The organism is Erwinia sp. PPS120 (genome assembly GCF_047918655.1).
GTDB classification, from domain to species: Bacteria; Pseudomonadota; Gammaproteobacteria; order Enterobacterales; family Enterobacteriaceae; genus Erwinia; species Erwinia tasmaniensis_A.
Genome location: NZ_JBLREF010000058.1, coordinates 1 through 11,007 on the forward strand (window position 1 = coordinate 1; position 11,007 = coordinate 11,007).

General features: G+C 51.4%; 12 protein-coding genes and 1 pseudogene. 6 read left to right on the forward strand and 7 right to left on the reverse strand.

Translation table 11 applies throughout. The features are described 5' to 3' along the window. Positions 1-316 precede the first annotated feature (316 nt). Complete coding sequence (locus ACLRGG_RS20460; protein ID WP_416251476.1) at positions 317-871, forward strand: gamma carbonic anhydrase family protein; 555 nt, start codon at positions 317-319, stop codon at positions 869-871. Here the strand turns inward: ACLRGG_RS20460 and ACLRGG_RS20465 are convergent. Genes ACLRGG_RS20465 through dprA form a run of 6 tightly spaced genes read right to left on the reverse strand, consistent with a single transcriptional unit; the run spans position 847 to position 4,629 of the window. Beyond that, positions 847-1,098, reverse strand: a complete 252-nt coding sequence (locus ACLRGG_RS20465; RefSeq protein WP_416251477.1) for a DUF1488 family protein — start codon at positions 1,096-1,098, stop codon at positions 847-849. The genes ACLRGG_RS20460 and ACLRGG_RS20465 overlap by 25 nt on opposite strands. Continuing rightward, complete coding sequence (gene aroE, locus ACLRGG_RS20470; RefSeq protein ID WP_416251478.1) at positions 1,095-1,916, reverse strand: shikimate dehydrogenase; 822 nt, start codon at positions 1,914-1,916, stop codon at positions 1,095-1,097. The genes ACLRGG_RS20465 and aroE overlap by 4 nt, the downstream gene beginning before the upstream one ends. 6 nt (positions 1,917-1,922) lie before the next feature. Next, a complete protein-coding gene (tsaC, locus tag ACLRGG_RS20475) occupies positions 1,923-2,492 on the reverse strand; it encodes an L-threonylcarbamoyladenylate synthase type 1 TsaC (RefSeq protein ID WP_416251493.1) in 570 nt (189 codons plus the stop codon). After that, positions 2,485-3,042 (reverse strand): DNA topoisomerase family protein, encoded by a 558-nt coding sequence (locus ACLRGG_RS20480; protein WP_416251479.1) that lies wholly within the window; start codon positions 3,040-3,042, stop codon positions 2,485-2,487. Before ACLRGG_RS20480 ends, tsaC begins: the two co-directional genes overlap by 8 nt. 23 nt (positions 3,043-3,065) lie before the next feature. After that, positions 3,066-3,539, reverse strand: a complete 474-nt coding sequence (smg, locus tag ACLRGG_RS20485) for a DUF494 family protein Smg (protein WP_416251480.1) — start codon at positions 3,537-3,539, stop codon at positions 3,066-3,068. Beyond that, positions 3,511-4,629, reverse strand: a complete 1,119-nt coding sequence (gene dprA, locus ACLRGG_RS20490; RefSeq protein ID WP_416251481.1) for a DNA-protecting protein DprA — start codon at positions 4,627-4,629, stop codon at positions 3,511-3,513. Before dprA ends, smg begins: the two co-directional genes overlap by 29 nt. Positions 4,630-4,755: 126 nt before the next feature. Between dprA and def the strand changes: the two genes are divergently transcribed. The 5 genes from def to mscL all read left to right on the forward strand — a co-directional run bounded on the left by def (position 4,756) and on the right by mscL (position 9,545). Beyond that, positions 4,756-5,265 carry a peptide deformylase gene (gene def, locus ACLRGG_RS20495; RefSeq protein WP_416251482.1) on the forward strand — a complete coding sequence of 170 codons (510 nt, stop codon included), beginning with the start codon at positions 4,756-4,758 and terminating at the stop codon, positions 5,263-5,265. Between the two features lie 24 nt (positions 5,266-5,289). Beyond that, positions 5,290-6,234 (forward strand): methionyl-tRNA formyltransferase, encoded by a 945-nt coding sequence (gene fmt, locus ACLRGG_RS20500; protein WP_416251483.1) that lies wholly within the window; start codon positions 5,290-5,292, stop codon positions 6,232-6,234. Positions 6,235-6,281: 47 nt separating this feature from the next. Continuing rightward, the gene (rsmB, locus tag ACLRGG_RS20505) at positions 6,282-7,571 is read left to right on the forward strand and encodes a 16S rRNA (cytosine(967)-C(5))-methyltransferase RsmB (protein ID WP_416251484.1); all 1,290 of its coding nucleotides are present in this window, start codon (positions 6,282-6,284) and stop codon (positions 7,569-7,571) included. A gap of 63 nt (positions 7,572-7,634) precedes the next feature. After that, the gene (gene trkA, locus ACLRGG_RS20510; RefSeq protein WP_416251485.1) at positions 7,635-9,011 is read left to right on the forward strand and encodes a Trk system potassium transporter TrkA; all 1,377 of its coding nucleotides are present in this window, start codon (positions 7,635-7,637) and stop codon (positions 9,009-9,011) included. A 123-nt stretch (positions 9,012-9,134) separates the two neighbouring features. Then, on the forward strand, positions 9,135-9,545 hold the full coding sequence (gene mscL, locus ACLRGG_RS20515) for a large-conductance mechanosensitive channel protein MscL (protein WP_416251486.1): 411 nt from the start codon (positions 9,135-9,137) through the stop codon (positions 9,543-9,545). Positions 9,546-9,783: 238 nt separating this feature from the next. On the opposite strand, the pseudogene ACLRGG_RS20520 reads toward mscL, so the two are convergent. Further along, positions 9,784-10,917 (reverse strand): annotated as a pseudogene (locus ACLRGG_RS20520) (IS3 family transposase). Positions 10,918-11,007: the final 90 nt, after the last annotated feature.

The following is an 11,007-nucleotide window of genomic DNA, read 5'->3' on the forward strand; positions in this document are numbered from 1 at the left end:
AGGTGGCGTATATTACGCTTTCCTCCTTCAGAGTCAACTTCTTTTTGGGAAGTTTTTCTCCGGCGGTTCAGCTTCCTGACCCTCTCAACCCGGCGGCCTGTAAGCCGTTGTTCCGTGTCGATGGAGGCGCATTATAGGGATCCCATCTGAGAGCACAAGCCTTTTTTCGATCTTTCTTATCGCCCGCTGAATTTTCAATCCTTTCGTGCAGATCTCAGACGATCCGCACAAAAATACGTCATTTTTATCCGCGATCATTGCCTGTAAAGCGTTCACGGCGTTACGCTTTGATCAACTTCTTTAAAGAGAGAAAGAGATGTCCGCAAAACTGAGACCCTATAAAGATACCTTTCCCCATACTGGTCAGCGGGTAATGGTCGACGATTCAAGCATAGTGATTGGAGATGTAAGGCTGGAAGATGATGTTAGTGTCTGGCCACTGGTTGCTATCCGCGGTGACGTTAACCGCGTTCGTATTGGCAAACGAAGTAACATACAGGATGGCAGCATACTGCATGTCACTCATCGCTCTTCAACCGATCCTGAAGGTTTTCCTTTAACGATCGGGGAAGATGTCACGGTTGGTCATAAAGCGATGCTGCACGGCTGTACGATCGGTGACAGGGTTTTAGTCGGAATGGGGTCAATTTTGCTGGATGGTGTCATCATTGAAAGTGACGTGATGATAGGTGCGGGAACACTGGTACCACCAGGAAAGCGTTTGCAAAGCGGTTTCCTCTACTTAGGCAGCCCGGTCAGGCAGGTGCGACCGCTTACGGAAGCAGAGATTGCTGGTCTACTCTATTCTTCAGGTAATTACGTTCGTTGGAAAGATGAGTATCTTACTCAGGAAAGCCAGAACCAGCCCTGATCGTCTTCCAATCCTTCTTTAATAAGTTGCTCGGCCTCATCCTCAAGATCCCAGCGGTGAAGACTAAAGCTTACATGCGCAGGCTGACCAACATCAAAACGGCGAAGTAATGATTCGCCGCTTATTGCGCACATCACCATCAGGCCATTTACTAAAGCTGGAAAGCAAATGGCCTTTATGTCTTCATTCCACTCTTCACGGTCGGGGAATTGAATAGCCTGATTCACTCCTGAAGTTCCGCTCTGAGCACGGCGATTACCGGTTCGATATCTGGCATTTCTCCATGCCATAAAAGGAAGGAGTGAGCCGCCTGCCCCACCAGCATTCCCATGCCATCTGCTACATAACTTGCGCCATGCTGCCGACACCAGCGAATAAAAGGTGTATCGCCTGTTTGGTAGAACATGTCATAACAGCGCGTTTGCGCCGAAATGAGTGAAGAAGGCAGCGTGGGGATATCACCGGCAATGCCGCTTGAGGTCGCATTGATAATCAGATCGAAGGGTTTATCATTCAGCGTCTCTATGTCGCTCCATATCACCCCTCCTGTATGCTCAAAAACCTCTGCAAGCGCCTGAGCTTTTAAAGCGGTGCGATTGGTTATCGTTAGCGAGCAGCCCCAGGAAAGGAGCGGGAGTATTGCGCCACGTGCGGCACCGCCCGCCCCAACCAGAAGGATCCGATCCGTAGACTTGATCAGATCCAACCTTTGCAGATCGGACAGAAGCCCAATACCGTCCGTATTATCCCCCAGCAGTCGCCCATCCTCTAGCACCTTTAGGGTATTAACCGCACCCGCAAGCGCAGCGCGCTCCGTTAGTTCCTCAGCCAGTTCACAGGCCTGTTCTTTAAAAGGAAGGGTTACGTTGGCGCCCTTTCCACCATGAGCGATGAAATCATTGACGCTGTGAGCAAAACCATCCAGAGGGGTATGTGTGGATCCATATGCATGGTCTCGGCCCGTCTGTTCGGCAAAGAGCTGGTGTATTCGCGGTGATTTACTGTGGCTGATAGGATTACCGAAAACGGTAAAAGTTTGCTTCATATAACGTTACCCGTGACGAATGAGTTCGCCGGTTAAGACATCGCGAATTTCTGAGGGGTTTAATCGCCCTCCGGTTTCCCCTAAAAGGACGGGAAAATTTGTACCAAATTGCTCACTAACTTCGGCAGCCGTGCGACAGGGCGGATAGCCCGAAAGATTCGCGCTGGTCGATACCAGGGGTTTACCAAAATCCTGGCAAATCTGCTGAACAAGGGGATGATCGCTAACCCGAATAGCAAGAGATTCAAAACGTCCTGTCAGCCAGGCCGGCGTGTGGGGATTAGCGGGGACAACCCAGGTTACGGGTCCTGGCCAGCTCGCAAACATTCTCTCTTTTTGAGCCAGAGAAAGCTGCGCATCATCAATATAGGGCTGGAGCTGGTGATAATCAGCGGCAATCAGAATAAGTCCTTTTTCCACAGGACGCTTCTTTAAGTGTAAAAGCTGCGCCACCGCAGATTCGCTATCGGGATCGCACCCCAGACCAAATACTGCTTCGGTGGGATAGGCGATGACGGCTCCCTTATGTAATCCCTCAAGGCACAGGATCGCCGATTCAGTTAAAACATTATTCATCACTACTTGTACCTGCTGTTACTGGCTTTCCACAAACTTTACTGGCGCAAAAGCGTTTTACCCCCTGCGCCGTCTTTTTCTTCATTAACAGAGGAAAATGACACGCATTACACTCCCCCTCCACGGGTGTGGCATTCAGCGCAAACTGGCAGTCAGGGTAACGATCGCAGGCATGAAAGGTTTTCCCGTAACGCGAACGGCGCTGAACCAGATTACCCTGCTGGCACTGAGGGCACTTTATTGCGGTTTCATCAGGCTTATCAATAAGTTCAGTATGCTCGCACTCGGGGTAACGGCTACAGGCAATAAACATTCCGTAGCGGCCCTGGCGCAATACCAGCTCTTCATGGCACTCTGGACAGCGCTGCCCTTCAAGCACTTTGACAACGTGACCATCAGCCTGCTTTTTTAATGGCCGAACGTAGTCACACGCGGGGTAATCGGCGCATCCAATAAAAGCGCCATGTTTCCCGGAGCGGATAACCAGTTCTGCCCCACACTGGGGGCAGGGTTCATTTTTTCGCACAGCGAAAAGCGCTGTTTTATTCATAATGTTAAACACCAGGGAAGTCCCTAGTGCACAATTCCTTCATTGACGTCGAAAATAAGTTCTTCCACCTTTTGATAGGCGTTTTCACATCCAGGGATGTTAAACAGCACCATCAATACAACCCACTTGAGATCCTCAAGATCGAACTCAAGTGTATCCAGCGCCATTATACGTTCGATAACCATTTCGCGGGTTTCAAGATTAAGTACCTGTATTTGTTCCAGGAACAAAATAAACCCACGGCAGTTGGCATCTAAACGCTGGCTCTCTTCTTCGGTGTAGATACGCATAGACAGCGGATCGGTTGCAAGCAGAATTGGCGCAACTAAGCCGTCCTGATAATCTGCAAGCTTTTCCAACCAGTTCAACGCATTATAAATGTCTTCACGATGAAAACCTGCATCGGTCAAATCATCTGTCAATTTATCCTGATCAACGCGCATTTCTGCTTCGCTATGGATATACGTTTCAAATAAGTACATTAGTACGTCGAACATGGCTTGCCCTCCTCAATCGGACATAGCCGCCGGGTACAGCTGCGATCCACCCTGCTAACTCCAACTCAAGCAGCTTAGCTACGATGGCTGGCACAGGTTGGCCGGCACGTTCAGCGACGACGTCAACAGGTGTAACCTCATCTCCTACGTTAGTCAACACATCGGCAAATGGCAATGCCGTATTAGCTTCGTCGGCAGAATATGTTGATTGAAGGCCAGGTAACCAGTCCAGTTGACTATTAAGTTGCTCCAGTATGCTATTGGGGTGAGCAGTTAATAATGCCCCCTGCTGGATTAGCCAGTGTGTACCTTCACTGCCAGGGTTACCAATAGCACCCGGAAGCGCGTAGATTTCCCGATTTTGTTCTAGCGCCAGTCGTGCCGTAACCAGGGAACCGCTCTTTATACCCGCTTCGACAACTAACACCCCAAGGCTGAGCCCGCTGATAATTCTGTTGCGCTGCGGGAAATGATAAGACATGGGACGAGCGGATAAAGGGAATTCAGACACCAGCGCTCCCCCTCCCGCGATGATATCTTTAGCCAGTTGAGCATGGCGGCGGGGATAGATACACCTCAGCCCGCTGCCTAAGACGGCAAGCGTTTTGCCTTTGACCGCAAGCGTAGCCCGGTGAGCCACACTGTCGATGCCGAGCGCCAGGCCGCTGGTAATGGTCAGCCCACTCAATGCCAGCGCCTGAGCGAAAAAGGTTCCCCAGCATCGGCCATAAGGTGAACAGTTGCGGCTACCAACAATCGCAATTTGCGGCGTCGAAAGTAGCCCCGGGTCACCTTCAACGAAGAGTATCGTCGGGAAGTCGGCTATCTGCCTTAACCGCTCGGGGTAGAGTGGACTGGCACAGGAAATAAAATAGCGTTGAGGATGATCAAGCCAGTTAAGGGCTTCAGAAACAATGGTACGGTCATAATAAAGGAAGGCTTCCTTCTGCGCAGGCGAGAAACCCACTAAGTCCAGTTCCCTCTCTGCTATCGCTGGCTGGAGAAGCAGCATTTCCACAATCTGCTGACAGTGCTGACGAGCTAAACCCTTTACGCACGAGAGGCGTAACCAAATCTCCATAGGTGTCATTGCGCCCTCCTTGTCACAGGCCTCTTAGCCCATCTCTACCGAGCAGGAATGCTGTCAATCATGCCCTGAAATGTCTACAATAAGAGTTATAAACATCTAATCCCTTGAACACAGATCTGGAAAGTTATGTCAGTTTTACAGGTATTACATTTTCCTGACGAGCGCCTACGCACCGTCGCGAAACCCGTTAAAGAAGTCGATGCTAATGTCCAGCGTATCGTGGATGATATGTTCGAAACGATGTACGCCGAGGAAGGTATCGGGCTGGCTGCCACTCAGGTTGATATTCACCAGCGTATTATTGTTATCGATGTTTCTGAAAATCGTGATGAGCGCCTGGTGTTGATTAACCCGGAAATGCTTGAAAAGAGCGGTGAGACAGGTATTGAAGAGGGTTGTCTTTCTATTCCTGAACAGCGCGCGCTTGTCCCCCGTGCCGGGAAGGTAAAAATACGGGCTTTGAATCGCGAAGGCGTTAGCTTTGAGCTTGAGGCCGATGACCTGCTCGCGATTTGTATCCAGCATGAGATGGATCATCTGGTCGGCAAACTGTTTATTGATTATCTGTCGCCAATGAAGCGTCAGCGTATCCGTCAGAAACTGGAAAAACTTTATCGCCAGAGCGCGCGTGATTAACCCGTGCCATAAAAAGGTAAGAGCGTGTCTGACTCCCTGAATATTATTTTTGCCGGAACACCTGATTTTGCCGCGCGCCACCTTGCTGCGCTGCTGTCATCCGGCCACAACGTAGTGGGTGTTTTCACCCAGCCGGACCGCCCTGCAGGGCGAGGCAATAAGCTCAACGCCAGCCCGGTTAAACAGCTTGCAGAGCAGCATGGCCTGCCTGTTTTCCAGCCGAAAACACTGCGTCCCGAAGAGAACCAGCGTTTGGTGTCCCAGCTTCATGCTGATGTTATGGTCGTGGTTGCCTACGGTCTCATTTTACCTGAAGCCGTACTGGCGATGCCCCGCCTGGGCTGTATAAACGTTCATGGCTCACTCCTTCCTAAGTGGCGCGGTGCGGCACCTATACAGCGCTCATTGTGGGCAGGCGACAGTGAAACAGGCGTGACGATTATGCAAATGGACGTCGGACTGGATACCGGCGATATGCTGCACAAACTCTCCTGTCCGATCGAGCCTGAGGATACCAGCGCTTCGCTGTACAATAAGCTTGCCGGTCTGGGCCCTCAGGGCATGTTGGATACGCTCGCGCAGCTCGCCAACGGAACGGCTGTTGCTGAGGTTCAGGACGAAGCGTTGGTCAGCTACGCAGAAAAACTGAGTAAAGAAGAAGCCAGGCTGGACTGGTCGCTATCTGCGTCACAGCTTGAACGCTGCATTCGCGCCTTTAACCCATGGCCGGTCAGTTACTTTGTCATTGATGATCTACCTGTAAAGGTTTGGAAAGCCTCGGTTCTGCCGCACGTGGATAAACAGGCTGGTGAAATAGTCCTGGCTGATAAACAGGGTATTCAGGTTGCAACAGCAGACGGCGTACTGAATATCGAAGAACTCCAGCCAGCGGGTAAAAAAGCCATGCCGGTTCAGGATCTCCTCAATTCCCGCCGTGACTGGTTTATTCCGGGCAATGTGCTTGTCTGATACATCGCCCGGCTTTATGTCGGGCTGATCTTGATTTGCGATCCCTTATGAAAAAAATGATTAATTTGCGCAGCGTTGCTGCCCAGACCATTGAGAAAGTGGTCGAGCAGGGACAGTCCCTGAGCAATGTGCTGCCCGCAGCCCAAAAGTCCCTTGCGGAAAAAGATGGCGCTCTGCTTCAGGAGCTTTGTTACGGCGTTTTGCGCACGCTTCCTCAGCTTGAGTGGCTGATTAGCCAGCTAATGGAGCGGCCTTTAACAGGCAAACAACGTGCCGTACATTTTTTGATCATGGTTGGGCTTTATCAGCTGATATTTACTCGTATACCTGCCCACGCCGCGCTGGCCGAAACGGTGGAAGGTGCCATCGCCCTGAAACGTCAACAGTTTAAGGGGGTTATCAACGGCGTGCTGCGTCAGTTCCTGCGCCAGCAGGAAGCCCTGATGGAGGCAATGAATAGCGAAGATCGTAATCACCTCCATCCTAAATGGCTGCTGACGAGACTACAGCAGGCATGGCCCGAACGGTGGCGGCAGATCGTTGACGCTAATAACCAGCGTCCGCCTATGTGGCTGCGGGTAAACCGGCAGCATCATACCCGTGATACCTGGCTCTCTCTTCTGCAGGATACGGGTAATAACGCTGTCCCGCATCCTGAGCATCCTGACGCGCTCAGGCTTGAGGCCCCCTGCGGGGTAAGCCAGCTACCGGGGTTCGCAGAGGGCTGGGTGACGGTTCAGGATGCCTCCGCCCAGGGCTGTGTAGCGCTTCTGGACCCACAGGATGGTGAATCAGTTCTGGATCTTTGTGCTGCTCCTGGCGGAAAAACGACCCATATTCTGGAAGCGGCACCGCAGGCAACGGTACTGGCTGTGGATGTAGATGCTCAGCGGCTTTCCCGTATCAGTGAAAATTTACAGCGTCTTAATTTGTCAGCCGTCGTCAGGGTCGGCGATGGCAGAACACCGGAAGAATGGTGCGGAAAAAGTCAGTTTGACCGCATTCTGCTTGATGCGCCCTGCTCTGCCACGGGCGTAATACGACGTCATCCTGACATCAAATGGTTGCGTCGTGACCGTGACATCGCAGAACTCGTTGCATTGCAGGCGAATATTCTGGATGCCATCTGGCCACATCTCAAAACGGGCGGCACTCTACTTTATGCCACCTGTTCAGTACTGCCGGAAGAGAACCACATGCAGATCGCCGCATTTATGACGCGACATAGTGATGCCGGGCATATTGAGATCGGTGGTGGCGCCTTAGCAGGTCGGCAAGTTTTTCCCGATCCAACGGGCGGCGATGGCTTCTACTATGCAAAGTTAATAAAGAAATAATCGACAGGCCATGCGGAATTCCCCGTGGCCCCTTAATGGCCCCAACAATCAGACTGAAGCATAATGAAAATAATCATTCTTGGCGCTGGTCAGGTGGGTGGTACCCTCGCTGAAAACCTGGTAGGCGAAAATAACGATATCACGGTCGTAGACACTAACGCGATCCGCCTTCGCCAGCTACAGGATAAATACGACCTGCGGGTGGTTCAGGGCCATGGTTCTCATCCGCGCGTACTGCGTGAGGCTGGCGCGGAAGATGCTGATATGCTGGTGGCAGTAACCAATTCTGACGAAACGAATATGGTCGCCTGCCAGGTGGCTTATTCTCTGTTTAATACACCAAACCGCATCGCCCGCATCCGTGCTCCGGATTATATCCGTGATGCAGATAAGCTGTTCATTCCTGAAGCGGTGCCAATTGATCATCTGATCTCTCCCGAACAACTGGTTATTGATAATATTTACCGCCTGATCGAGTATCCCGGTGCACTGCAGGTGGTAAATTTTGCTGAGGGCAAAGTCAGCCTTGCGGTAGTCAAAGCGTATTATGGTGGTCCCCTGGTAGGGAATGCGCTTTCTGTAATGCGCGATCATATGCCGCATATCGATACGCGTGTGGCGGCGATTTTCCGTCAGGACAGACCCATTCGCCCTCAGGGTTCAACCATCGTTGAAGCCGGGGACGAAGTATTCTTTATTGCGGCCAGCCAGCATATCAGAGCGGTAATGAGCGAGTATCAGCGGCTGGAAAAGCCATATAAACGCATTATGATCGTAGGCGGTGGTAATATCGGTTCCGGTTTAGCCCTGCGTCTTGAGAAAAATTACAGCGTAAAACTGATTGAACGCGATCAGCAACGCGCGGCCGAGCTGGCTGAACTCTTACAGAATACCATTGTGTTTTACGGGGATGCGTCCGATCAGGAACTGCTTGCTGAAGAACATATCGATCAGATCGATCTTTTTATCGCGATCACTAATGACGATGAAGCCAACATTATGTCAGCGATGCTGGCTAAAAAAATGGGCGCCAAAAAAGTAATGGTGCTGATCCAGCGTAAGGCCTATGTCGATCTTGTTCAGGGAAGCGTCATTGATATCGCAATTTCCCCGCAGCAGGCAACAATATCGGCATTGTTAGGGCATGTCCGTAAGGCTGATATTGTCGGCGTATCATCGCTACGCCGCGGCGTAGCAGAAGCCATTGAGGCAATTGCTCACGGCGATGAGACAACCTCCCGGGTTGTTGGGCGGGAAATCAATGATATTAAACTGCCTCCCGGTACCCTGATTGGCGCGGTTGTGCGTGGTGATGACATTATGATCGCCAATAACAACCTGCGCATTGAACAGGGGGATCACGTCATCATGTTTCTTACGGACAAAAAGTTTGTAGGAGATGTCGAGAGGCTATTTCAGCCGAGCCCCTTTTTCCTGTAACAGTCCGACCTGTCTTCTCACTGTCACCTCCATCGGGGTGACCGCTTAAATTTTTCCGCTTCATCCTGGTAAAAACGGGATCGTTTGTTAGACTTAACAACTGGTAAAGGATTGGAGAGAACAATGAGTTTATTCAAAGAGTTTCGTGATTTCGCCATGCGCGGCAATGTGGTCGACCTGGCAGTTGGTGTCATTATTGGTGCGGCATTCGGTAAGATTGTTTCTTCACTGGTGGCAAACATCATTATGCCGCCGTTGGGCCTTTTGATCGGGGGAGTAGACTTCAAATCGTTCGCCTGGGTACTTAAACCTGCCGTGGGTGACACCCCAGCGGTCGTAATGCAATACGGTATTTTTATTCAGACCGTGTTTGATTTCGTGATCGTCGCATTCGCCATTTTTATGGCTATCAAGCTGATGAACAAACTGCATAAGAAAAAGGAAGTGGAAAAACCCGCTCCCAAGCCCAGTGTCGAAGAAACCCTTCTCACTGAAATTCGCGATTTGCTGAAACAGCAGAATGGTCAGTCCTGATTACGACTTTCTTATTAAGAAAACCGCCGACGGCGGTTTTTTTATTCAGAAAAGAGGCCTGCCTTAAAGCTAACTTATCAGGTTTCAAAGTAACTCTTGCACATACAGGGGCGCCCTGTCTGAGGTCATGAGGTCATAATCCTCTACAACCTCTGGGATAAACTGGACTGACCCCGCCCCGGTAGACGATCCTGCCCTATAGTTGGACTGACCCCACATCAGTAGACAAATCCTGTCCTCACGACGAGGCCTGTTCAAAGGCCTCAGGACTGACGCCGCCGGGATGGCTGTGGCGCCGGGCAGGTTGTAGAACACTTCAATGTAATCGAAGATATCCGCCCGGGCCAGCTCCCGGGTTTTATAGATACGTTTTCTGATACGCTCTTTTTTCAGCGAACTGAAGAACGATTCGGCCACCGCATTATCCCAGCAGTTGCCACGCCGGCTCATACTCGGGGCCAGGTTATTGGCCCGGCAGAAGCGCTGCCAGTCGTCACTGCCGTACTGACTGCCCTGATCCGAATGCACAATGACTTCGCCTTCCGGTTTTCGCCGCCAGACGGCCATCATCAGCGAATCCAGCGCCAGCTCACGTGAGAGTGTCGGTTTCATCGACCAGCCCACTACGTTACATGCGAGCAAATCTATAAACACCGCCAGATAAAGCCAGCCCTGCCAGGTACGAATATAGGTAATATCGGTGACCCAGACCTGATTGGCCCGCACGACGGTAAACTGCCGCTGCACGCGATTCGGGGCAACGACTGAAGGTCTGCCAGCGATACGACGTGGCGCTTTATAGCCGCGTACTGCTTTGATCCGGTTCAGTTGCATAATACGGCTCACCCGGTTTTTACCGCAGGGTTCGCCAATTTCATTCAGATCGCCATGAACCCGGCGATAGCCGTACACGCCTCCGCTCAGTGAATAAGAGTCACGGATAAGAGCCAGCAGGTGCTGATTATCTTTATCCCGCGCAGAGACCGGGCTATGCAGCCACGCACAGAACCCGGCCCGGGCGACACACAGTACCCGACACATCGTCATGACACCCCATACAGAGCGGTGTTCATTGATAAAGCGGTACTTCAGTCGGGCTCCCTTGCAAAGTACCGCGCGGCTTTTTCAGAATATCCCGTTCTTCTTCAGTGCGCTTTAGCTGCGCTCTGAGCTTCAGGATCTCACTTTTTGCTTCCAGTAAATCACGGGCATGCTGCCCGCTGTTATCGGGTTTAATCGCCCGTAACCACTTGTAGAGACTGTGTGCAGAAACGCCCAGCCGGTCGGATACTTCAGCGACGGAATAGCCACGCTCCGTTATCTGACGGACGGCTTCTTCCTTAAATTCAGGTGTAAATCGTGGTGTGCCCATACGTTCCTCCTATGCTCAAACTATAGGGCAGGATCGTCTACCGGGGCGGGGTCAGTCCAGTTTTTACAGCAGCTTACAGGATTATTTGAA

Coding starts and splice junctions, on each gene's coding strand:
- ACLRGG_RS20460 (WP_416251476.1), top strand. CDS start 317: ATGTCCGCAAAACTGAGACCCTATAAAGATACCTTTCCCCATACTGGT.
- aroE (WP_416251478.1), bottom strand. CDS start 1,916: ATGAAGCAAACTTTTACCGTTTTCGGTAATCCTATCAGCCACAGTAAA.
- tsaC (WP_416251493.1), bottom strand. CDS start 2,492: ATGAATAATGTTTTAACTGAATCGGCGATCCTGTGCCTTGAGGGATTA.
- ACLRGG_RS20480 (WP_416251479.1), bottom strand. CDS start 3,042: ATGAATAAAACAGCGCTTTTCGCTGTGCGAAAAAATGAACCCTGCCCC.
- smg (WP_416251480.1), bottom strand. CDS start 3,539: ATGTTCGACGTACTAATGTACTTATTTGAAACGTATATCCATAGCGAA.
- dprA (WP_416251481.1), bottom strand. CDS start 4,629: ATGACACCTATGGAGATTTGGTTACGCCTCTCGTGCGTAAAGGGTTTA.
- def (WP_416251482.1), top strand. CDS start 4,756: ATGTCAGTTTTACAGGTATTACATTTTCCTGACGAGCGCCTACGCACC.
- rsmB (WP_416251484.1), top strand. CDS start 6,282: ATGAAAAAAATGATTAATTTGCGCAGCGTTGCTGCCCAGACCATTGAG.
- trkA (WP_416251485.1), top strand. CDS start 7,635: ATGAAAATAATCATTCTTGGCGCTGGTCAGGTGGGTGGTACCCTCGCT.
- mscL (WP_416251486.1), top strand. CDS start 9,135: ATGAGTTTATTCAAAGAGTTTCGTGATTTCGCCATGCGCGGCAATGTG.